The organism is Bartonella sp. A05 (assembly GCF_026930145.1).
Lineage (GTDB): Bacteria > Pseudomonadota > Alphaproteobacteria > Rhizobiales > Rhizobiaceae > Bartonella.
Genome location: NZ_JANHOJ010000004.1, coordinates 53,062 through 78,073, shown reverse-complemented (window position 1 = coordinate 78,073; position 25,012 = coordinate 53,062). Strand labels below are relative to the sequence as shown.

Sequence of the window (25,012 nt, the reverse complement as noted above, 5' to 3'; positions counted from 1 at the left end):
ACTATGCAAAACAATCGAATATTTCTGTAAAGTTTTCTCTTAATAAAAATCCCCCCATGAAGGATTGAATGATTAGAAATAATAAACTGCAGTGGTAATAAATGCGATAATATTATCTTGTCTGTAGCATCAGATAACATAAATGTTAATATCGCTTGATAAGGGCGCAAGCGAATAAGATAAAACAATAGTCAAATAAAAACTGTGCACAGTACAAATAAAAACAACAATCAAAGCATTTCATATATGTACCAATAGACTCTCATTGTGATTAAGTTTTATATTTATAAATCGTAAAAATACTTTACAGTGCTTGATTAAGATAAATAACTATACTATTAATTTAAATATATATTACTTTTTAGAAGCAGAATATAAAGAAAAAGAAAATTTTCTTTTAATATATTAAAAGAAATTCTAATGCATATTTTGTTTTATCTGATCTAAGCGCTTTTTTGCTTCATTGGTAAGAACTGCCCTAATGGTAACAGAACCATCATCATGGCCTTCTTGTTTTATCTGAGCAGAATTCTTATAAAACCAATCAATAAGCAGCATTTCATCAGGTTTTAAAATAAATTCAACACTTTGCGTTTCTCCAAAAATCCGCTTTTCAATCGTTTCTAACAATTGATCCAGCCCTTTCCCTGTAAGCGCGGACACCATTAATGCAGGGTTTGACAATGTTTTTGCGCTTGTTTGCAAAACACTTAATGCATGCTCATCCAATATATCAATCTTATTCCAAACTTCCACGATATGATCCGTATTGCCAGTATTGATACCAAGACTTGAAAGTGTTTCCAACACATCTTGGGCATGGGCACAATGATCAGGATCTGATATATCTTTCACATGGAGAATTAAATCTGCTTCAATCACTTCTTCAAGAGTTGCTCTAAAAGCCGCAATCAAATGTGTTGGTAAATTAGAAATAAAACCCACAGTATCTGATAAAAGAATGGCTTGTTCATGAGGAAGAATAATTTTGCGTAAAGTTGGATCAAGCGTTGCAAATAACATGTCTTTTGTCAATACATCTGCACCGCTTAAGCAATTGAAAAGAGTTGACTTTCCTGTATTAGTATATCCGACTAAAGCGACAACAGGATGTGGTATCTTTTTTCGATTAGCTCGATGAAGAGCACGTGTTCTAACAACGGTTTCTAATTCACAACGAATACGATTGATTTTATTTTGCAAAATACGCCTATCCGCTTCAATTTGTGTTTCACCAGGTCCACCTAAAAAACCACTGCCACCGCGTTGCCTTTCTAAGTGTGTCCAACTACGAACCAGCCTGCTTTTTTGATAGGATAAATGCGCCAATTCAACTTGCAAAATTCCTTCTTTGGTTCGTGCGCGATCACCAAAAATTTCAAGAATCAAAGCAGTTCTATCAATGACCTTACAACTCCATGATTTTTCTAAATTACGCTGCTGAACTGGTGTCAAAAAATGATCCACAATTACAAGAGAAATATGATGCTTACTTATATAGTAAGCAAACGTCTCCACCTTACCCGTCCCAAACAAAGTTGAAGGACGTGGTGTGATAATATTAATAGTTTCATAATAAACAATATCTAGCCTAATAGCGCGCGCTAGGCCCAACGCTTCCTTTACCCGAGACGATAACGAATGTTTACTTGAAATCTTTTCACATTTCTGCCCATAGTAAATCGGTATAAGAACAATAGCACGCACCTGCCCTATAGCCTGTGCAATAAACTTCTCAGATCTCTCATTCTCCATCATAACCATTTAAATGAAAACATTAAACAAAGAATAAAAGCCTCACAAGAGAAGAACCTATTTATTGAGAATCTTCACTTTCAAACATCTGTACAGATTGTCCAGGCATGATTGTAGAAATAGCATGTTTATAAACCAATTGCGCATGCCCATCACGACGTAAAAGGATACAAAAATTATCAAATGACGTTACAATACCTGTCAATTTAACACCATTTATAAGAAAAATTGTAAGAGAAATTTTTTGCTTGCGAACTGTATTTAAAAACACATCTTGCAGGTGCTGTGATCGTTCTGCCATTATTCTTACACCTTTCGAATTGCACAAAATACCCGTGAACACATATCGACTGAAAAATACTCCATTGTCAACGTAGTAGCATTAAAAAGTTAACAAAATGCCGCTTAACTAAATTATAAATATCACAAAAAATACCAAATATAAAAATTTCTAGCGTTTGTTTTTCACTATACTCTACCCTAGAAATTAATTTTTCATTTTTTGTGCAATTTTTTTGCGCAAAATACTGTCAAAATATGCGATTCTTTGATAATGAAGAAAAAACCAATTTTATTCTGATAAGTGTATAATTTGATAGTATCCAAACTGCCAATCCATCTGATTTAGAATCAACGATTATCGAATAAGATAAAAACGAATTGAGACACAGTTTAGACACAAAACTTAATATATCTACCTTCTAGACGGTAGAAATCTCTCTCTGTTAAATGAGCAAAGTACATAACATCTGAGTTATGAACAATATTTTTATCCTAGATTATGATATCCTATCATTTTGTTTTTAATAAGTTTTTATCATTTTTCAACAAATAATAAGAGCCGCGTTAACCTTATCGTAATCAAGTTTTCAAACTTTTTGCTTGAGTGTATTTCTTTCTAAATAATTAAAGGTTAATATACAGCAGTATCTGGAAAAGTACGTATTTCTTTTCCATCTCTATAGAGTATGAGGCGAGTATGGCACGCAGAACCAAATTACAAACATTTGAAGTAGAAGTTGAGGAAGCTCTTGAAAAAGCAATAAACTCTGATAATGCATCTAATGCATCGTTTGAAGCAATGTTATCAAATGATTTCGCAAATCACATCAATGTAGATGATTTGATTCAAAAAATTACGACAGCAGAAGAAGAAATTCTTTCTAAAAATAATGCCTCAACATCTACCTCTAACATTCATGATACTGCTGTTATTGATGATTCAGTTGGTGAACAGCTTTTTGGTCAAAGACCTGTACATGAACTTTCAGGTGGAACTGTGCGTAATACGCTATTGTCTACGCAATTATTTCCCGCCAATGATGATATAACAGCTCCTTCAAAATTTAAATTATTAAAACAAAAGTCTTCTCAGATCTATTGGAGTACAACAGCACTGAGTGCTTTATGGGCAACAGGTGGTGCTTTCATTGCTCATAAATTAGCTCCTGCTGGACTAAGCTCTTTAGCGAATATCGCGAATTTTATTACATCTCCTGTTGGATTAGCTGTAGCAGCTGGAACAGCAATCCCTATACTTATGACATGGGGATTTGCTCAACTAACAAAACGTTCAAACGAATTACACAATATTGCGACTCTTATGACAAGTGCTGCACAACGTCTCAGTGAGCCCCAGTACCTGTCTGAAGAGCAAGCCGTTGCTGTAGGACAAGCTATTCGTAAAGAAGTAGCAGCAATGAATGAGGGAATTGAACGAACTCTCGAACGTGCTATTGAACTTGAAGCTATTATACAAAGTGAAGTGCATCATCTTGAAGTAGCTTATGCTGAAAATGAATCACGTCTTCACACTTTAATCAAAGAATTGAATAATGAGCGCGCAGCAATTTTGAATCATGCTGATCGTATACGGTCAACAATTACAGGAACAAAAGAACAACTAAGTGATGAATTTGGTTTGGTTACATCCAAAATTGTGACCAACATTGAAAATCTTACACAAACTATTTCCCAAACTTTGCACAAACAAGGTGAGGATCTTATTGAGAAGATTTCCTATGCAAGTGATGGAGTAACAAATCAGGTCATTGAAAAGCTTAATGAAACAACGACACAAATTCAGAAAAAAAACATAGGTTTCTTCCATGAATTAGGAAAAAACTTTGATAATTTTTCAGAACTTTTTGATCATAGTGAAAAACAGTTAGAAAATACCTTCCACGAACTAACTGCGAGAGCTGAAGTGCATATTGCTGGCATTACGAAAAACATACAAACAGCTACGACCCAAGCACTATCCACTGTCGATGAAAAATTTAAGATATTGGATGCAGCAATCGTTGATCGTAACAGCCAATCATTGCAAAATTTTGATGAAAAAATTGTGCAGCTTGACGAGCGAGCATGTAAGCTTTCTTCTAAATTTGATAACATAACCTCAAAAGCAATTGAATCCTTTGAAAACCGTTTAGTGAACGTTGATCTTTCTCTTAAAAAACATAGTGATTCTATTATCGAATCCTTCATTGCTCGTAGTCAAGCCTTAGAAGATAATGCTGAAAAACTTGGTGGATTTTTAGAAACTCATGTCTCACAAATTAATGCAAATCTTACGGAAAAAACCTCTGATATTGCCAATGTATTTACGAATGGACAAAATAATGTTTTTTCTGCAGTTGAGCAAAGTAAAAAAATACTGAGAGAAGAAATTAAAAATATTGATAGTGCGATTGTCGACATTATAGAGGAGCACTCACAGGATTTCAAATTACAAATTTCTGATCAAAGAGACATAATGGCAAATATGCTCAATGATGAAAGGAATAAAATTGCTGACACATTAAAACATCAGACTGATCTGTTGACCGAAAATACTGCGAATATTGAAAAGATTTTGATTGATAATGTTCAAATTGTTAATCAGTTTGCTGAAAATCATGTGGCAGACATAGTTCACTGCACAGAAAAGCTACAAAAAGTCGTTACAGAAAGCTGTGAAACAACTAACAATGCATTAACAGTACATGCTCAAAATATTGATATACGTGCTGATGCCCTACGTGATTCTTTGGCTATTAATAGTTTTTCTCTCAATGAAGTTTTGGCAGATCAAGCACGCACGCTCGAACAGCGTATGAATACAATCCACAGTCTCATCGAAAAAAGTGATATACATGTTGATATGGCATTAAAACAACAAGCGGGCTTTGTTGAGAATGCAATTATTAATCATAACAAAGTTATTAGTGAAACTGTTCAACATCATATAACAAACCTTGAAAATCATACTGAAACTCTTAAAAATACCCTTTCTCAATCAAATGGTGTGTTCTTTGAAACTCTCGAAACACGCATGGAATCATTTGATGAAGATTTAGAAAACCGTGCGCGTCAAATTTTTGAACGAGCAGCCACACTAGAAGGAACATTATCCGAAAAACTTGGTCAAGTGTGTGAAACAATTGAGATACAAACCTCGGTTTTTGAAGAGCGCTCTGATGACTTGAAAACATCTATTGTTCTTAATAATCAGCACAGCCAAGCAATTCAACAAGCACTGGAATCAAGCGTTGATAATATACGTATTACATTAGAAAATTCCGTTAATATGGTCACAGACAACATGCAGGATAATATTATAAAAGCGTCTAGTGCTCTTTCTTCTACGGGTGAGAAAATGCTTTCATCGTTGCATAACGAAACAGATAAAGTACAAGAAAAACTCGTTAATGTTTCTGAAAAATTAACATTAATAATGGCTGATCAAGTAGAAAAGTCAGAAACCTCTATCCTCTCTGCCGGCAGCCAGTTTATTTCGTCTTTTGCTGATATTACTTTAAAGGCAGAAAATGTTCTCTCGGAATCTGGCAATCGTATTGTATCAAATGTAGAACAAACAATTTATGAGACTGGTGAAAAAGTTCTTTCTAGTTTGGCTAAACAAACGGCTCAGACTTCAGAAGCTTTTAAAATAGCAGGTAATAACGCACAAACATTGCTTAATGAGACAATTCATACTTCAGCTATAGCAATTGAACAATTGCTCAATGAACGTTCCAATGTTCTTCATCAATCTATGCAAGAGCTTGGAAATAATTTAGGATATCAGATTGCTCATGTGGGCAATCGTTTAGAAGAAGCAAAAAATCAAACAACTATTCAAATTGCGGGACATATTGAACAACTAACAGGATTAACAGATTATTTGAATCAAGCTGCGCAGAACACAACAAAATCGATTGAGCATTTAACACAGAATATCAGTGAACAACTTTCTCTCTCGACGCAAGAAGCTGCGAAAAAAATTCATAAACAAAATGAAAACTTAGTAAACACTCTTACGCAGACAAATTCTGAAACTGTTCAAGCTATGACCATGGTCAAAGAGGATATGGTCAGTAATGTTTCTGCTATCCTTGAGCAATTGAATCGATCAATTTACAATATCCATGAAAATAGTAATACTCTGATATCTGCAGTTCAAAATATTGATGGTCAGTTAAACGAAACTGCAAATAATTTTTTCCACCATACTAACCAAGTGGCAGAAAACTTGTTTTCTTCAGGCAAAACTCTCCAAAACAATGTGGAGATTCTCCAGGGGCTTTCACAAAACACATTTGAGAAAATTAGTTATATAACAAGCAATTTTGCTGAGCATGCTAAAACACTTTCTGAAACTATTCATGTTCTCGAACAATCAGAAAATACACTCGGTGCAACACTCGAACAAAAACAACAAATGCTATCCGCACTAAGCAATACGCTTGTTGCAAAATCTGCTGAAGTTAATCAACTTATCGGACATTATGAGAATGTTCTCAACTTGGCATTTGAGCGTGCTGATGAAAATGCGCGAAATTCCACAGATGGGCTGCAGCAATCACTTAATCAACTGATTAATGAAGCTTCAATACGTTTTTCAAACGCAGCAGAAGATATACGTCGCTCAGCAAATGAAATTCGTTTAGAATTTTCAAAAATTAATGATAATCTTCATGAAAATGTTCAAGAACTTCCAGCCAAGACAAAAGAGACAACGCAATCAATTCGCTACGCTCTAAATGAACAGATTATGGCATTAAAAGACTTGGTAAGCGCTATGCAAAATAGTAATTGCAATGATGAACTTGCATCAGCCAAAAAGAAAATAGTACCACCAAAGCCTATTTGGGAACAGGATCAGAACAAAGCAAAGCAAAACAAATGGGTATCAGACCTCTTGGCAAGAGCCTCACGTGAAGAACCGTTGTGTGAAGAAATAGAGAGTGCCCTTGTTTCTTCAATGGAGAGCGCCCCTGTTCTTGCATCAGTACAAGCGGAATCCCGTTCTATGAGTGGATCTCTTGATGCATTGGCAGAAAATATAGTACAAGCCGTTGATCACGATGCTATCGTTGCGTTATGGAACAATTATCGACGTGGGCAAAGAAACATTGTGACAGAACGTCTTTATACCTTGAATGGAAGAATGATATTTGAAGCAATTAAGAAGAAATACGCAAGTGATATTGATTTTAAACGGTCAGTCAATCAATACACTGCTGATTTTGAAAAATTATTACGCGACATGTCCCGTAATTCTGAAGATAACAGCTTAATTCGTGAGTATCTGATATCAGCTACTGGAAAGGTTTACACGATGCTTGCCCATGCAAGCGAACGAATTCAATAAGATAGAAACAAAGAGAGAATCAAATACTTTTTTCTTCCTTGTTATTTAATAAACCTTATTAGGGATGTTTGTTAAAAGAATTTGTTCAGCATGCGAGTGTATTTATTTTTTCTGTTCTGATGATCTATTTTTTTCTGTGTACTCAAAAAGCTTTATTAGCTTTAATGTTTTCAATGCGGCCTTCTATCATTTTAGGCTTAATTTCTACTGTAGCGATAATAAAATTAATATCGTGGTCTACAAATTGAGGTATATTGATTGATCTCTAAGAATAAACATACAGATGATTATCTGTATGTTTTACGTATTATTATTCAATATTTCTAAAATATTATGCACATGGTAAACACTTGTAGTCAGTAAATGTAGTACCTTTTATAAGAATTTAGGTCGTTTAACATTAAATTGATATATCTTAATATGAGCATAGAATGGCAATAAGATTTTTCTGAGCTGCTGCCTTATAAAAGAATTTCTTCGTTTAGAATGTTGTCTTTCAAATTCAATATGACCAAACTAAACTCTGAAATTCAAACATTGAACAATTGAATATTTGTGCTTCAATGGACTATCTATTAATATTTCATAATAATCATATTGGAAATAATATGTAAATAGCTGACTGTTCTCAAACACTATTAGCAATTTTGATAAACAGACATCTAAAAAGATTAAATCCATTTACAATATGCTCATTAAATTGTATATATTTGCTATTTACTTCTTTATACCTGATGTTATTTTTCAGCATCTTCCAAAGGATTTGACAAAGCTTTAATCATAAAGCCGTTGAATTTTTTTTACCTTGCATTAATAACAAAAAACACTAAGGCTTGTCAGCCTCCTTTTAAAAGCATATTAATAACAAAAAAGATATTAAAATATCGGGGATTTTTAAAATTCTTCACACACTTACTACAAGAATATATCGAATAATAATGAGGGATATGCTTTATGAAATTCAGTTTTAAAGGATCAAGCAATCATCTTTTGTACTTCTGACGTTATATCATGTATACATTGCAAAAAGAGTGACTACTTGCTAATGCAGTGTCTATTCTATTAGCTTTTTCAAAGTGACTAATTGTGGCAGAAATTTTACTAAGAACAGAGAGAAATAAAATAATTACCAAGCCGTGCAAAAACAACCATCCATAAAATGACTTGGTAATGGTAATTCAGGATGACGCATTTTGTATTCAAATTAGGAGCCATTAGCGAACAAAAACCTTATATCATAGATGACAACCCTATATAAACGTATACTAACCTGGATATCGTAAATAATGTCTACAGAACAAAACAATAATTTCAGTTCACAAAAAACTGAACATGACGATGCAGCACTTTTTTATCATCAATATCCAAAACCAGGAAAATTGGAAATACACGCAACAACACCTCTTGATAATCAACGTGATCTGGCTCTTGCTTATTCTCCGGGTGTCGCTGCTCCATGTCTTGCAATCCATGAAGACCCAAAACTTGCAGCTCAATATACTTCCCGCTCCAATTTAGTCGCCGTTATATCAAACGGAACTGCTGTTCTAGGATTAGGAAATATTGGTCCGCTTGCGTCAAAACCAGTCATGGAAGGAAAAGCTGTTTTATTCAAAAAGTTTGCGAATATTGATGTTTTTGATATTGAACTTAATGCACACGATATTGAAAAAGTAGTTGAAACCGTATCGGCATTGGAACCGACCTTCGGTGGTATCAATCTTGAAGACATTAAAGCTCCGGAATGCTTTGAAATAGAAGAAAAACTTCGTGCTAAAATGAATATTCCGGTTTTTCATGATGATCAACACGGAACGGCCATTATTGTTTCCGCCGCCGTGTTAAATGCATTAAGTCTTGCTGAAAAAAAAATTGAAGATGCAAAAATCGTTACCTCGGGTGCGGGTGCAGCTGCGTTAGCGTGTATTAATCTTTTGGTTTACCTTGGAGCAAAAATTGAAAATATTTGGCTTAGCGATTTAGACGGTGTTGTTTATGAAGGTCGCGAAACACTTATGGATCGTTGGAAAATAAAGTATGCACAAAAAACTGATGCACGGACTTTATCTGAAATCATTGAGAATGCAGATATCTTTCTAGGTGTTTCAGCAGGCGGTGTTTTAAAACCTGAATATCTGAAAAAAATGGCTCCAAAGCCATTAATCCTAGCACTTGCTAATCCAACACCAGAAATTATGCCCGAAGAAGCTTGTATCGTACGACCAGATGCAATGATCTGTACAGGACGTTCTGATTACCCAAATCAGGTCAATAATGTTCTTTGTTTTCCTTATATCTTCCGTGGTGCATTAGACGTTAGTGCTACCGCTATTAATGAAGAAATGAAAATAGCTGCAGTCCACGCCATCGCTGCCCTTGCTCGTGAAGAATCTTCAGATATTGCAGCACGTGCATATTCCAAAGAGCAACCCAGTTTTGGGCCAAACTATCTTATCCCTTCCCCTTTTGATCCGCGTTTAATCCTGCGCATCGCTCCTGCCGTTGCTCAAGCTGCAATGAAGACCGGCGTGGCAGTCCGGCCAATTGAAGATATGGAAGCTTACAGCGATGTTCTTAATCGTTTTGTGTTTCGTTCTGGTTTAATAATGAAACCCGTTTTTTCAGCTGCAAAAATAGCAAAACGTAAACGCGTGATTTATGCCAATGGTGAGGATGAACGTGTTCTTCGTGCAGCACAAATTGTTCTTGAAGAAAAAACCGCAATTCCCCTTCTCATTGGACGTCCACATGTAGTAGAAGCAAGGTTAAAACGCTTTGGCTTAAAAATTCGTCCTGGCATAGACTTTGAACTTACAAATCCAGAAGATGATCCACGTTTTCGTGATTATGTTAATTTATTTCTGCATTATACAGGCAGACATGGTGTCTCACCTGACGTTGCAAAAACAATCGTGAGAACGTCAACGACAGCTATTGCTGCCCTTGCGGTTATGCGGGAGGAAGCCGATGCAATGATTTGCGGCCTAGAAGGACGTTTTGAGCGAAATCTTGAATTAATCGAACAAATTATTGGCCTTGATCCAAATGTGAGTCATTTTTCTGCTGTCAGTTTACTTATTTCCTCATATGGTAAGCTTTTTCTAACAGATACTTACGTTAATGAAAATCCTTCTGCAGAAGAAATAGCAGAAATGACAGTGCTAGCAGCACAAGGAATTGAAGCTTTTGGTATAACACCTAAAGTAGCTTTGCTGTCACATTCAAACTTTGGTTCCAAAAATACAGCAAGTGCGCGTAAAATGCGTCGCGCTACTGAAATTCTATCTAAGTTATACCCAGATTTAGAAGCCGATGGAGAAATGCATGGTGATGCAGCTCTTTCTCAAATTTTTCGCGATCGTGTTTTCCCTAATTCGCGTCTTAAAGGCGAAGCTAATTTACTTGTCTTTCCAACGCTTGATGCAGCCAATATCACACTCAATATCGTTAAAAGCCTAACAAATGCGCTCCACGTAGGTCCAATCTTAATCGGTGCTGCACGTCCTGCTTATATCTTAACGCCTTCAGTAACCTCACGAGGTGTTGTTAATATGACAGCACTTGCAGTACTTGCTGCGAATAAAAAAAACACGTTCATAAGGTTAAATAAAGATAATTAATCACCGTTACTTGGAATAAAATTTCAAAACTTTCTTCAAAATTTTGAAAAGAAACAACTTGCTATACGACGAACCTATTTTTTAATATCAAAAAAATAGATGGTTTTGGAATTAAGTCCTTTTTTAAAAGTCAAAAAGCTAAATAGGGAATTTTACTAATATTTATAAACCATAATAAGGAATTGCGCATTACCTTCTGTTTTTGATAAAATTACTGATATTATTGCAAAAATCTGTGAAATTGATCGCAAATAAATTGCACCTAAAAGTTATACAATTGATGACTTAGGAATTGATAACATCGATTTTTCTGATATTGTTTTGCTATTGATAAAGTTTTTGGAATTAAAATTCTGTTAGAATAATAGATACAAAGAAGCCAATGAGAAGGTAATGCAACTGAAAAATATTTGTTATTGAAAATTTTTGTGCAAAGATTGATAAATTTGTTTCCTTAAAACAACCGATGAATTTTTATTTATGATGCGGAATGAAAAGAAATGAATAGTTAAACATCAACAATGGATATGATTGAAGCTGCATATTTTTTTACAGCCCATAGTGGAAATTTTGAACTGAGATGTGCATAAAGTTTTAATCCAATGTGACAGTGCTCTTTAAAATATTGCAGCACAAATTCTTAGAAGCAAACACACTTTTTTAGAACACCTGATTTTCTTAAAGCTTGGGCAGCTTAAGCGTTAGCAAAAAGATTAAAAGAAAGTAAAAATATTGGGATGCTCAGCGATCAAAAATTTTTCCTAGGTATTTCTGGAACATTTATTACAAATTTAATCAAGCAATGTGATATTTATTCACTGTATTGTGTTCAATGAACTGGAGAGTGGTATCGTTTAAAATTATATGAGCGCATAAAGCTTTCTCTTGATACAAAAAATAAAATCGAAGTGAATGGCTCTGTACAAAAAATTAAATGATATTGTTTAGCTTGGATACGTCCTTGGGGTACGTGAATGTCTTGAGCAAAGGTGTGATTTTCATTAAGGTTGAAGCGAATAATCTGTTTATATTATTCATAGAGAGACATAAGTGTTTGCATCAAAAGATATCAATAGTCTTCGTGCAATTATTGCAACACTACGAAATCGTAATAACGGTTGCGCGTGGCATATAAAACAAACTTTTGAATCACTCATACCTTATACGCTCGAAGAAGTTTACGAAGTCATCGATGCCATTGAACAGGGTAATCGAAGGGATCTTTGCGATGAACTTGGTGATCTTCTATTACAAGTCGTCTACTATGCTGTCATTGCCGAAGAAGAAGGCAGCTTTACTTTTGATGATATCGTCTATGCAATTACTGCAAAAATGATTCGTCGTCATCCCCATATTTTTGGAAATGAAGAACAAAAAAGTCGCGGTTTTATAAAGGGTATGTGGGAAAATATCAAAAAAATAGAAAAAGAAGAACGACAACAACAGTGCGAAAAAGTAGGTCTACCAGATGATACGCAAACAAGCTATCTTGCAAAAGTAAAACAAACCCAACCAGCAGAGCAAGAAGCACTTGCTTTACAAAAAAAAGCTGCTCAAGTAGGATTTTACTGGAAAAAAAATGATGACATTTTTGCAAAAATCAAAGAAGAACTTGATGAACTGCAAGAAGCAATTGAAGCCAATCAAACCTCAGATATAGAAGCTGAATTTGGCGATCTTTATTTTGTCATGCTCAATCTCGCGCACCACTTGAACTTCGATCCACAAAAAGCATTAAAAAAAACAAATATAAAATTCCGTAACCGTTTTGCTTATATCGAAGAAAATCTATCTGCTCAATCCAAAACGTTGTCTGAAGCATCTCTGACAGAAATGGAATCTCTCTGGAACGAAGCCAAAATTAAATTATAAAAAACAGCATGTTTTTATTAACTTTAAAAATCAATAGAAAGCTTATCCAATCTAATTATTCACTAAACTCAATTAGTTTTGTACATTTCATCGAACTCATTTTGTAAAGCAGGGCGAATCTCTACCGACTCACCACAACCGCATGCTGAAATTTGATTAGGATTGTTAAATATAAAACCCGAACGAAGTGTTGTAACTTCATAATCCATTTGCGTTCCTAACAAAAACAATATTGCATCACGTGCGATAAAAACACGCGCACCATTAGCTTCAACAATATCCGCATCAGGCATCTCTTCTTTTACAAGAGTAATGCTATATTCCATTCCTGCGCAACCACCTTTCTTGATCCCGATAAGGATACCATGCGCATCTTTCGATTCCATAATAGCCTTAACACGAGCTATTGCAGCTTCTGTTAAACTTATAACTGAAAAACGATTCATCATTCACTCTTTTCTTGCAAAACAAGAACTTAAAATAATTTTGTCGACGAAACTTTATTTAGTTTGTTCTATTAAGAATAGAACAACAAGACATAAATTGGTATATTTTGATCTTTTCCTTATAGAAATAAAATATCATATCAAACAAACTGAATTGTAATTATTAATTATCCACTTTTTATTGCTACTGTTTTTTTATGATCCCTTTAACGATAGGAAACAATTTTTTTCGCAAATATCGAAAATAAAAACATTTTTTCTTATTGCGCAGTCTTCTACTCTACTCATGAAATTTTGTTTATCCTCAAAAAATATTTTCTCCAATAAACAGAACATTAAAAGGATATCGCTTTTTTCCAGCTATGGTTTATGCTGAAAAAATAAATTATCTAAAATCTAAAAAAAATTATTTAACCTATTAATAATACACATAAAAAAATTATAATATGCGTACATTAAGAACAAAAATAAACGATGTTCGTTAAAATCTTTATGATTTGATAGCTCATCTCAAATCAATAGAAAAACATTAAAATGCGCAATTTTCATCTTTGTCATTTTGAGTTTCTTTGTCTAAAATGAAAAAAGAACATCTCAGATTTTACTCTATTTATTTTTTTCTTGCCTTTAAAAGAACAGTTGTTTAGTCATTTTGGATTATTCGGAGCGTAGCGCAGCCTGGTAGCGCACTTGACTGGGGGTCAAGGGGTCGTGGGTTCAAATCCCGCCGCTCCGACCATTATTTTTTCAAGTCATGTATCAAAGAATAAGGAATATGCATGTTTTTGAGAAAACAGTGAATAAAAAACGCGAGACTTTCATCTCGCGTTATTAGCATATTAGAAATCTATAATTAGTCTGTCTTCTCAACTTCTAGACTTGCTTTACGTATATGACCATTGCCACTACTTCTAGCAATAGATGGTGATGCTTGTACAACTATCTTCTTTGGTTTTAATTCAGCCGGCATTTCTCTTATAAGCTGAATATGAAGCAGGCCATCACTTAATTCTGCTCCAATGACCTTAACATGATCGGCCAAATGAAAACGCCGCTCAAAAGCACGTGAAGCAATTCCTCTATAAAGAAAGTCACGTCCTTCATCAGAATTTTCAGGTGTTTTTTCACCCCTAATGGTTAGCTGGTTGCAATGCGTTTCGATATCGATTTCATTCTGAGAAAAGCCAGCAACAGCCATAGAAATCCTATAAGAATCCTCACTTAAACGCTCAATATTATATGGTGGATAAGAAGAAACATCATCCAGTTGAGTTCTAGAATCAAACCAATTTAAAAGATGATCAAAACCTACCGTTGAACGATAAAATGGTGAAAAGTCTACTTGACGCATAATATTGCCCTCCTTTAGAGCGACTATCATTAACCCACAAAGTCTCCAAATGGCAGACTTGTTTACGAACCAACAATCCCATCATGGCGATTGTAATATTTATTTGGGAATAGATCTTCCTCATTTCAACTCTTTTCTGCTTTAATTCATAATAACATGTAAAATAAGATAACTGTTTCTTAATCTTTCATCATCATTACAATAAACGTAAGTTCTCTCTATTACCTTACTTCGATTTATAAAAACACACCATAAAGGCGTATCAATTGGAAACACCTCTTTCTTTTACAAGCCGAGATTGTTTTCCTCCAAACTTTCATAACGGCTACTTAAAAACAGATATCAATCGTGAAATTCGTTTTGTGATAACGCATTCTGCAACAGAAAAAGCCAAAGGGACAGTTGTTATTCTCGAAAGTTATGCAAATGCCATAGAGGAATATTTTTCATCAATGAATGAAATTTCTCAACGTAGTTTTTATACAACAACATTCGATTGGTTTGGTAGAGATGGATCTCAACCGAATAAACAGAAACAAAGCCGACATAATTATTTTGATATAAACAGTGATATTAATGATTTAGATGTATTTATTAATAAAATAATTTATCCTAACTGCCCTCCACCTTACTATATGCTAACTTATGGCATGGGTGGATTAATAGCGCTTAGCGGATTGAGTATTATCAACCATAAATTCAAAAAGATGCTGTGCGTATCTCCTCTTTTCGCTCCTTTAGGGAATAAAACAAATAGTTTCCAACATAAATTAATACAACTTCTTTCCGATATAGGACTTGGAAAACTAGCTATCAAAGGTGAAAAAAAATTAAAACAAGCAAAACAAAAAGATACGCAATTGGGGCAAAGTAATGAAATACCTTTACCTCTTAGTCTTCCTATCAAACCACCAACAGTCCGATGGATGGCGTCAACACTCAATGCAATTGATGCTATGAAAAAAAATATCCTAAATGGACATTTACAAATTCCAACACTGTTTATCCTTGCCAATCAAAACAATATTGCAAACAATATTGAAGCGCGAAAATTATGTCTATTCACGCATCTAGCAGAAAGCATTACAATTATAGGTGCTGAACTCAATACAATAATGCACGAAGAATATTATCAAAAACAATTTTGGGCAGCATTCGATGCATTCATTCCCGGAACATATCCATGAGTAAAATTATTTAACAAACCCTATGTAGCATAATGGATCGCGCTATCAAAAACCCCTCTAAGCTTGCCCGATAGAAAAAATGTTATTCTCTGTATAGCAAAACACTCAATATATATCTGCACTATATATGAGCAAAATTTTTTAAAAGTTTCTAAAAAAACAGCAAAACAAAACTAAATTGCTAATGGCTGATAAATTACTAAAAATTTTTACTATAAACATATAGAAAATAATAATTTATATCCATTAAGAAACCTTTGTAAAGCCGTTTTTCTTCCAAATAATATTATTATCTTCGTCTATCTTCAAACCAAGCAAAGCAATGTAAAATGATTTTGATTCAATCTAAAAAAGTTAAAACTACATAAATCCGAATCAAATTTACAGGCTTCATAATTCATATCAATAAAGGAAAATGCAAAATACATAGCCATAAAAATGGCATCATGTTGTACAGATTTCTGCAACAATGGCAATATGGCAATTCTTTTCTGCGGTATTCAAATCAGCGGCATTTAAAATCGACACATCTATAAGAATTTTAAAAATATAGACAACATTAGGAGGATTACAAAAAAAATGGAATCCACAACTAAATAGACATACAATGTCTACACACTGAATTTACATAATCTAAACACTGAGATTTTCTGATGACATAATACACATTTCAAATTTGACTCAATTCAGAATCGATACTGCGTATTTTTAACAAACATATAAAAATTAACCATTTTGCCACTGATTCCAATTATAAGCATTTTATCGCTTTTTTACAAATATCTTATATTGTATAGATTCGATATGGCAAAAAACTCTGACACATGAAAAGTAATTGGATATAATTATGAAACGAATCCTGCTTGCGGAAGATGATAATGATATGCGTCGCTTTCTAGTAAAAGCCCTAGAACGTGCAGGCTATGAAGTTACCGATTTCGATAATGGTGTAAGCGCATATCAACGTTTACAAGAAGAGCCGTTTTCTCTTTTACTCACTGATATTGTGATGCCAGAAATGGATGGTATTGAACTTGCACGACGCGCTACCGAAATTGATCCTGATTTACGCGTAATGTTCATTACAGGCTTTGCAGCGGTTGCATTAAACTCAAATAGTGATGCTCCCCCTGATGCTAAAGTGCTTTCTAAACCGTTTCATTTACGTGAATTGGTGAGTGAAGTTGAAAAAATACTTATAGCGGCTTAAAGAAATATTCCTTTAAATTATTCGTGTTAAACTGAATAAAAAGTTGAATTAAGCATTGACGTTTGTAATTCTATGTGGTGTATGCAATCATCATTAGGTGGGGCGTGTAGCTCAGCGGGAGAGCACTACGTTGACATCGTAGGGGTCACAGGTTCAATCCCTGTCACGCCCACCAGCTTTATTAAGTGAAATAGGTTAATTATATTGATATTTTTTCAATATTAACTACTATTGAGTAATACGGTAATAAATTGTTCAATATGTTTGCTAACAGCTTATTGAGAATTAGCCCAAAAAGCCTCATGGATGTTGAATCAAATGAGCCTCAATTATGTGTCTATCTGATAATGCTGACGCAATGAAAATAATTATTTTGTATCAATAATATTTTATATTTCCATGAATAGTCCTTTATTAAAATAGTACATTAAACGTAACTCACAATAAACCTATAAAACGTAGCAAAACTCTTTCTTCACCAATAAACGATTGACATACAATTAAAATTACGCTGATAACTTAAACTCGCCTCTTTTAAAAAAGAAAACTATTTTGTTGCCAATTTAAGTTGTTCTTCTCATATCTCTTACAATGAGAGAAGAGTGCTTTCATAAACTGCCCCGTAGAATCCTTAAGCATAATAATTTCTTTTTTAGCGCAATCACTGTTGCTCAACCTCATATTGCTCTTTGTTTACATCTTTTTTTACAGCTTGATGCATCTTGCTTTTTTCAGGAGGATGAAGTTTGAGTGCGTAAAAGCAAATAATTAGCAAAGCAACCCAAAGAACGCCTACAACCAAAACTGGCCATGTATTATCAAAAAACCATAATGAAATAACAATAAAAACCATAAATATAAAAGCTAAAATCGATCCTATTGGCCAAAACGGGATTGGAAATTTTAAATTACGCTGTTCCTCTTTAGGCATTTTAAGCCGCATAAAAATTTGTGAGAGTAAAATCATCATCCAAACGAAAACTGTCGCAAATGTTGCCATTGCAGCAATCAAAAAGAAAAGCTGGTCATGGTAAAAATAATTAAGGATAACACCGAGAAGAAAGATTAATAATATCAATAAAATAACAAAAATTGGTATACCATTTTTTGATAAATATTGAAACTTCTTAAACGCATAGCCTTCCTGTGATAACCCATGTATCATACGGCTAGCACCATACATTTCGCTATTAATTGCTGAAATAGCCGCTATAACAACAACAGCATTAAGAATATGAGCTGCTGATGAAATGCCAAGATTTTCAAAAACTGAAACGAAAGGACTATCTATAAGACCAAGTTTATTCCAAGGATAAAGTGACATTAAAACTGCTAACGTCATGACATAAAATAGCAAAATACGAATCGGTATAGAATTAATTGCTTTTGAGATAGTTGCGTTAGGATTCTGCACTTCCATTGCCGCCATACCAACAATTTCTACCCCACCAAATGCAAAAACAACAACACTAAAGCAAGCCAAAAAACCAAACAAACCGTTAGGAAATACACCTCCATTTTGCCATAAATTATGAATACCAGAGGTAGCGGTTGTATTCGTTCCCCAATCAAACAAAATTAATGCTATGCCAGCAATAATCATAGCAATAATGGCGGTGATTTTGATAAAAGATAACCAAAATTCTAGCTCGCCATATACCTTTACCGCTGCCAGATTAATAGCGGTAATAATAAGTGTAATGCTGAGTGTCCATATCCAAGGAGCAACACTGGGATACCAAAACCCCATATAAGTTGCAAAAGCTGTGATATCAGCTAAACCGACAAGAACAACTTCAAAAACATATGTCCATCCTGTTAAAAAACCAGCCAACGGCGATATATAATTTGCAGCGTAACGAGCAAAAGAACCGGGTAGCGGATTTTGAATAATCATCTCACCAAGAGCACGCATCACCATAAAAACAGCTAAACCAGCAATACAATAAGCCAAAAGGACACTTGGACCAGCAAGATTAATCGCCTGTGCTGCCCCATAAAAAAGACCCGTTCCAATAGCAGAACCAAGAGCTAAAAATATAACCTGACGCTTTCCCATTCCCCTTTTAAGTTCATTTGCTGTCATTTATTTCCTTCTTAAAACGCTATCATAACTTTATAAAAGCAATGTTTGCAGATTAATAAGCATCGAAGCCGATTGAAATGTGGAAAAAATTCTAACGGATCTAAAATATTTAAAATCTTATTTTTTCATTTCACAAAAGAACACAACATCATGGTATCTAAAATGCATAATGTTACTTCGTATGGTGATAAAACACCCACTTTTTACAACAAAAAAATTGCATCATTTCCGCTTTCTCAGTTTTAAGGAACTGCTGATAACAAGATAAGCCTTTTACGATAACACTTTCCGTATATCATCATAGTACTTAAGTTCAATAACTTTTAGATTTAGCAAAAAAACTTTAGAGGAGCAAGACCACCAAAATAACATAAAGTGTTCATAGCATCGTCGTATCGTTATTAATCTGTTATAAAAAATAATGAAAATGTCCATTTACATTAGGCAATAAACCACCATTCATTTCTTATCATATATACTATTCAGTGAAAAATATCATATAAGAAAATCTAAAACCGTTAACTCTCTTCCTTTACTTGACCTCAAATAACTTATCTTAGCTCTAATTGTGGAAAAATTGTTTGTGGCAAAATGGATAATAACTCTCCTTCACGCACAAGTATATGACCTTTATCAAGGTCTGAAGCCATATAGCGATCGACTTCAAGAGTTGCAATATTTTTACGTAAATGCTCTATAACAGACTGTAACAAAGGACTTGTTTTTAAAGGAGTGCGACATTCAATACCTTGTGCTGCAACAAGCGTTTCGATAGCAATAATCGTAAAAAGATTTTCTGTCATTGCCAACAACCGACGAGCACCATGGCAGGCCATTGAAACATGATCTTCTTGGTTTGCTGAAGTTGGTGTTGAATCAACCGAAGCTGGATACGCCATTTGTTTATTTTCAGACATTAAAGCAGCTGCAGTCACTTCAGCAATCATGAAACCTGAATTGAGACCAGCATTTTGAGCCAAAAAAGCTGGAAGACCGTGAGAAACTGCTGGATCAACCATAAGCGCAATACGTCTTTGAGAAATTGAGCCTATTTCACATAAAGCAAGAGCGACCTGATCGGCAGCAAAAGCCACAGGTTCAGCATGAAAATTTCCGCCTGATACAACTGAACCATCACTTAAAATTAAAGGATTATCCGTTACTGCATTGGCTTCAATAATGAGCGTTTTTGCCACCGCCGCAAGAATATCAAAACATGCCCCCATGACCTGTGGTTGACAACGTATACAATAAGGATCCTGTACACGGACATCATCACGTAAATGCGCAGTTCGAATTCCTGAACCTTCCATGAGCTTCTCTAATGTTTGCGACACAACAATCTGTCCATGATGACCGCGCAAAATATGAATATCAGGATGAAAGGGCGCTGTAGACCCCATAATGGCATCCGTAGACATTGCACTGGCAAGAAGTCCACCACACAATGCTCGATAACCACGAAAAAGGCCGGCAAGTGCAAGTGCTGTTGACGTTTGGGTTCCATTAATAAGAGCTAAGCCTTCTTTTGCCTCTAAAATAATAGGCGATAATCCCGCTTTTTCTAAAGCAGCTGCCCCGCTCATACGCGCATTTTGAAAGAATGCTTCCCCTTCACCTATCATCACAGCTGCCATATGGGCAAGAGGTGCAAGATCACCTGATGCTCCAACTGATCCTTTCTCAGGAATAACAGGAATAACCCCATGTTCAAGCATATTCTCCAATAAATGCACCAATTCCAAACGAACACCAGAAACCCCTCGCCCAAGCGAAATTAGCTTCAATGTCATCATTAAACGTACAATATTCTCAGCTAAAGGTTCCCCCACACCACAACAATGCGATACAATAAGATTTCTTTGCAAAACAGCCACATTGTTTACATCAATTTTTATTGAAGCCAATTTGCCAAAACCAGTATTAATGCCGTAAACTGGTTGATTGCCAGCTGCAATTTCAGCAATCCGATCTGCCCCCTTCTTGATAGCCGAATGCGTATTGTCATGAAGTTTGCTTACTTCACCATCCCAATAAACAGCTTCAAGTTCGCTAAGCGTTACCTTACCTGGATTGAGTATAATAGTCATAATATTCTTTCTTAATTAATCTAAAGCGTAATGCAATATCGTTAATTGATTTACGATAATCAGAAAAAGATATTTCTGCTCTATAAAGCATGTATTAATTGATGAAACTCAATTTTCTAATAAGCACCGCAGATTCTTTATAGTATATCAATACTATGTACTTTGTTATAAGTATACCACGAGAATTTAAAATCTCCTGTACATAGATTCTTCCTTTGAGGCATTCATCTGGATCGTATATTTTAATGGCGTTACCAGTGGATTCCTGATAAAAAACATCAATAATGTAAAAAACATCAATAATGTGGCTTCTGAGGAACCAATCCATTGCTAAAGCAATGCACCGAATTTATATAACAAAATCAACAGACGATTTCTAATTCTCATGAATAGTATAAATGCTTCTAGCAAAAAACAATGATCGCTTTAGATTTTCTTATTGCTATCGCAGCTTCATCCCAATGTTTAAAGTGGTAGCTAACAATAATTTAAAGCGATAAACTGGCAATATTACATTAAGCTAAAAATTTTTTCTCGCTTTCTATAAGAGAAATAATTATGTTTGCATAACATAAATAAAAGCCTCCGGATAACACAACAAATACTGGACATATTGATTTTTATTCATAGTCAAAAGTTGTTGCAAGTGAGACAAACCAATTTTGCCTCGCTTCATTACAAAAGCTCTGTGCCCATAAGCTTAGCTTAAGTCATTTCATATCTTCATCACTTTCTTTTGGTATTAAGACGTCCTTTAATCTATAACTTCGTATATCTCTGTAAAAAATATCTATAAAGTGCTTTAATATGATATGCTTCAATATTCTCTATAGAACTAGAGAAACAGAAATTAACGGCCATTGGAAGATATAATAATTTCTAAAATAATTAAGGGAGTGAGATGAAAATAACAATTTTTGGCGGTGGTGCCTGGGGAAAAGCTCTTGCTTTTGCTTTTGCGCAAAAAAACGAAGTTCGAATTGTTTCAAGACGCAACATCGCCTCTGCTCTAGAACCTTTAAATAAAGCTTTGAATAAAAATTCTCAGCCCATTATTTCGCAATGTTCTTTGGAAGAGAGTTTAGATTCTCAACTTTTCATTATCACTATCAGTGTTCAAGCTTTAAGAGAATGGTTTATTCGCGTACGTCTGAGCCAAAAATCAAAAATACTCATCGCAAGTAAAGGAATCGAGGAAGAGACAAAGGCATTTGTAAGCAAAATCGCCAAGAATTTCATTGCTCCAGAAAATCTCTGTTTTTTGGCAGGCCCAAGTTTTGCAAAAGAAATTATTTTAGAGCTTCCATGTGCCTTAGTGATTCATTCGTGCAATTCAACTCTTGCTCAAGAATTTGCAAGTAGGATGCCTACCTTTATCAAACCCTACATTGAAAACGATATAATCGGTGGAGAAATAGCAGGTGCGTATAAAAATGTCATCGCCATAGCAGGAGGAATCTGCGATGGGCTGAAATTGGGTCAGAATGCTAAAGCCTCTCTTTTATCGCGTGGACTTGTTGAAATGTGCCACTTTGGGGAATATTTTGGCGCAAAAATGCAAACTTTCCTAGGACTTTCTGGTGCGGGCGATCTATTTCTAACAGCGAATTCCCTTCTTTCTAGAAACTATCGCGTTGGATTTGAACTTGCTCAAAATAAGCTTTTGGAGAAGATTTTAAACGATTTAGGCGAAGTGGCTGAAGGTATTAAAACTTGTCAGGCAATTACTCAAATTGCTCAAAGAGAAGGTATCTATACCCCTATTGCTACAGAAGTTCAAAAAATCATTCAAGGCAAAAGCCCCTTAGAAAGTATGAGCATTTTAATGAAAAGATAACTTTTTAAAATAAGATTCTTACAAAGTGTTTTTATCTAATGCATCCGATAAGTCCTATACCTTCACAACCTGTGAATAAGCGAGTAAATAAAACCAGCATTTAAATGAGCTAGCGACTTAGAACAAGCTTACAAATTGAAACAGATTCGTAAAATGTAACCTGAATCATACTCTGGAGCATTCATAGGGATGAAAATTGTTTTGTAAACTGACATATATAAATATTGGCGCCTAACATATTTGATTAACTGAATATTTATGAACAGAATCAAGCTTTAAAAACCTGCTTCATTTAATAATAAAATAGTGGAATTTACTATGCACGTGCATTAACGACTCAATAGTATCATTCATTAAAAATTATGGAGGAGTCTAAACAAGATTTTTTCTTTTACACTTTAAGAATAAGATAGACTTAAAAATTAAAATAAGACAAAGCTGCAAACAATCTGTCAAGCAAAGAAGCATAAGAAATCGCTAACAAAAAAATCTTCAAAACAGACGTTATAAAACAACACAATTGATACAAATGATGAAACACTTTTGCAGCACATGACTGTTTTAATCATGCAACGAAAGGTAAACTAGTGGATAGACTGAAAATGATTTAAATAAACAAATTATTGATTATATTATATTTTTTGAAATATAATGGCGCACCCGACAGGATTCGAACCTGAGACCTCTGCCTTCGGAGGGCAGCGCTCTATCCAACTGAGCTACGGGTGCTTAAAATTGAGCATTTAAGTTAGTTTCGACCTTTTAACCGATCATACATTCAGCTTCAATAGTGAATTCCGTTCTAAGAAAAAAATAAAGAATATTCCTTTCTCTTTAAATATATAATTATACAACCTTTTTATGCTATATTGCAAAGATACTCTTCTTTAACAAATTATTTTTCATGCAAAATTCTTCTTTTTACAAAAATAGCTTTTATATAAAATCTTCTAATTCTCACAAATACACTAAAAATTAAGTCGTGAAGATCGGATAACTCTTAATGATGACACCCCCGAAACGCTTTCATTTTATTTCCGCTGAAACTGAAGAAGCTTTCAAAACAACCCGTAAATTAATTTCTATTTATGGTCATTCTTCTCTTGAAGAAACCGATGTTGTTGTCGCGCTCGGTGGCGATGGAACAATGTTACAAGCAATGCGAAACGTTATGAATACTGGAAAACCTGTTTATGGAATGAATCGAGGATCTGTAGGATTTCTTATGAATGAATTTCATGAACAGAATTTGCCGACACGCATTGCTGCTGCACATAAAAAAGAAATTCATCCCCTGCGTATGATTGCGAATGCTGAAAATCAAGGATATATTGAAGCTCTTGCAATTAATGAAGTATCCTTATTCCGCCAATCCTATCAAGCCGCTAAAATTCGTATCAGTGTTGATGACAAAGTACGTATGGAACAATTAAGTTGTGATGGTATTCTCGTTGCCACCCCAGCCGGATCTACTGCCTATAACTTATCGGCACAAGGTCCCATTCTTCCACTCATGGCACCTCTTATGGCACTCACCCCTGTGAGCCCTTTTCATCCTCGATGCTGGCATGGAGCATTGCTTCAAAATACAGTAACCGTGCGCTTTGATATGCTTGAAGCTGATAAACGTCCCGTGAATGCTGCTGCCGATAATGTTGAGGTAAAATCTGTTCTCTCGGTTACCATTTCATCAGCCACAGAAATAACAGCCTCTATTCTTTTTGATCCAAACCATTCATGGGATGAACGAATCTTATCAGAACAATTTCGCTATTAATGATTTTTACCATTGCTTTCTATGTATATATAGAGCGGTTACGGTTGACTTTTTTGTCAATGCGTCTTAACCCTTCTCAATAATTTGAAACATTTATCCTTGCTTATAGTCTAGAAAGCAGGTTAAAATTGCAATAATAATTG

Annotated in this window: 13 protein-coding genes, 3 tRNA genes and 1 pseudogene; 10 read left to right on the top strand and 7 right to left on the bottom strand. The window is 34.7% G+C overall.

Features of this window, described 5'->3' with window-relative positions:
* Positions 1 to 417: 417 nt before the first annotated feature.
* Together hflX and hfq are read right to left on the bottom strand one after the other, a co-directional pair.
* Positions 418 to 1,764 (bottom strand): GTPase HflX, encoded by a 1,347-nt coding sequence (hflX, locus tag NPX98_RS04945; RefSeq protein WP_269023048.1) that lies wholly within the window; start codon positions 1,762 to 1,764, stop codon positions 418 to 420.
* Positions 1,765 to 1,816: 52 nt separating this feature from the next.
* The gene (gene hfq, locus NPX98_RS04940; RefSeq protein ID WP_269023047.1) at positions 1,817 to 2,056 is read right to left on the bottom strand and encodes an RNA chaperone Hfq; all 240 of its coding nucleotides are present in this window, start codon (positions 2,054 to 2,056) and stop codon (positions 1,817 to 1,819) included.
* Positions 2,057 to 2,734: 678 nt separating this feature from the next.
* Here hfq and NPX98_RS04935 point away from each other — a divergent pair.
* From NPX98_RS04935 to mazG, 4 genes and pseudogenes are all read left to right on the top strand, one after another.
* Entirely contained in the window at positions 2,735 to 7,393 is a 4,659-nt protein-coding gene (locus tag NPX98_RS04935) for a hypothetical protein (protein WP_269023046.1), read from the top strand.
* A 1,286-nt stretch (positions 7,394 to 8,679) separates the two neighbouring features.
* A complete protein-coding gene (locus NPX98_RS04930) occupies positions 8,680 to 11,013 on the top strand; it encodes an NADP-dependent malic enzyme (RefSeq protein WP_269023045.1) in 2,334 nt (777 codons plus the stop codon).
* 174 nt (positions 11,014 to 11,187) lie between these two features.
* Positions 11,188 to 11,497 (top strand): annotated as a pseudogene (locus tag NPX98_RS04925) (acyl carrier protein).
* A gap of 566 nt (positions 11,498 to 12,063) precedes the next feature.
* Positions 12,064 to 12,885: a nucleoside triphosphate pyrophosphohydrolase gene (gene mazG / locus NPX98_RS04920; protein WP_269023044.1), complete on the top strand. Its 822-nt coding sequence runs from the start codon at positions 12,064 to 12,066 to the stop codon at positions 12,883 to 12,885.
* A gap of 68 nt (positions 12,886 to 12,953) precedes the next feature.
* Here the strand turns inward: mazG and sufA are convergent, their stop codons facing one another.
* A complete protein-coding gene (sufA, locus tag NPX98_RS04915; protein WP_269023043.1) occupies positions 12,954 to 13,331 on the bottom strand; it encodes a Fe-S cluster assembly scaffold SufA in 378 nt (125 codons plus the stop codon).
* A 662-nt stretch (positions 13,332 to 13,993) separates the two neighbouring features.
* On the opposite strand from sufA, the gene NPX98_RS04910 reads away from it, so the two are divergent.
* Positions 13,994 to 14,070, top strand: a tRNA-Pro gene (locus NPX98_RS04910).
* A 114-nt stretch (positions 14,071 to 14,184) separates the two neighbouring features.
* On the opposite strand, the gene NPX98_RS04905 is transcribed toward NPX98_RS04910, so the two are convergent.
* The gene (locus NPX98_RS04905; RefSeq protein WP_269023042.1) at positions 14,185 to 14,682 is read right to left on the bottom strand and encodes an Hsp20 family protein; all 498 of its coding nucleotides are present in this window, start codon (positions 14,680 to 14,682) and stop codon (positions 14,185 to 14,187) included.
* A 266-nt stretch (positions 14,683 to 14,948) separates the two neighbouring features.
* On the opposite strand from NPX98_RS04905, the gene NPX98_RS04900 reads away from it, so the two are divergent.
* The 3 genes from NPX98_RS04900 to NPX98_RS04890 all read left to right on the top strand — a co-directional run bounded on the left by NPX98_RS04900 (position 14,949) and on the right by NPX98_RS04890 (position 17,254).
* A complete protein-coding gene (locus NPX98_RS04900; protein WP_269023041.1) occupies positions 14,949 to 15,869 on the top strand; it encodes a serine aminopeptidase domain-containing protein in 921 nt (306 codons plus the stop codon).
* A gap of 847 nt (positions 15,870 to 16,716) precedes the next feature.
* Positions 16,717 to 17,079 (top strand): cell cycle two-component system response regulator CpdR, encoded by a 363-nt coding sequence (gene cpdR, locus NPX98_RS04895; RefSeq protein ID WP_269023040.1) that lies wholly within the window; start codon positions 16,717 to 16,719, stop codon positions 17,077 to 17,079.
* Positions 17,080 to 17,179: 100 nt separating this feature from the next.
* Positions 17,180 to 17,254: transfer RNA gene (locus tag NPX98_RS04890), tRNA-Val, on the top strand.
* A gap of 486 nt (positions 17,255 to 17,740) precedes the next feature.
* Here the strand turns inward: NPX98_RS04890 and NPX98_RS04885 are convergent.
* Both NPX98_RS04885 and hutH read right to left on the bottom strand, forming a co-directional pair.
* Complete coding sequence (locus tag NPX98_RS04885; protein ID WP_269023039.1) at positions 17,741 to 19,165, bottom strand: amino acid permease; 1,425 nt, start codon at positions 19,163 to 19,165, stop codon at positions 17,741 to 17,743.
* 551 nt (positions 19,166 to 19,716) lie between these two features.
* A complete protein-coding gene (gene hutH / locus NPX98_RS04880; RefSeq protein WP_269023038.1) occupies positions 19,717 to 21,255 on the bottom strand; it encodes a histidine ammonia-lyase in 1,539 nt (512 codons plus the stop codon).
* Positions 21,256 to 22,156: 901 nt separating this feature from the next.
* Between hutH and NPX98_RS04875 the strand changes: the two genes are divergently transcribed.
* Positions 22,157 to 23,092 (top strand): NAD(P)H-dependent glycerol-3-phosphate dehydrogenase, encoded by a 936-nt coding sequence (locus NPX98_RS04875; RefSeq protein WP_269023037.1) that lies wholly within the window; start codon positions 22,157 to 22,159, stop codon positions 23,090 to 23,092.
* Between the two features lie 652 nt (positions 23,093 to 23,744).
* Here NPX98_RS04875 and NPX98_RS04870 read toward each other — a convergent pair.
* Positions 23,745 to 23,821: transfer RNA gene (locus tag NPX98_RS04870), tRNA-Arg, on the bottom strand.
* A gap of 274 nt (positions 23,822 to 24,095) precedes the next feature.
* Here NPX98_RS04870 and NPX98_RS04865 point away from each other — a divergent pair.
* Complete coding sequence (locus NPX98_RS04865; RefSeq protein ID WP_269023036.1) at positions 24,096 to 24,869, top strand: NAD kinase; 774 nt, start codon at positions 24,096 to 24,098, stop codon at positions 24,867 to 24,869.
* The last annotated feature ends 143 nt before the right edge of the window (positions 24,870 to 25,012 follow it).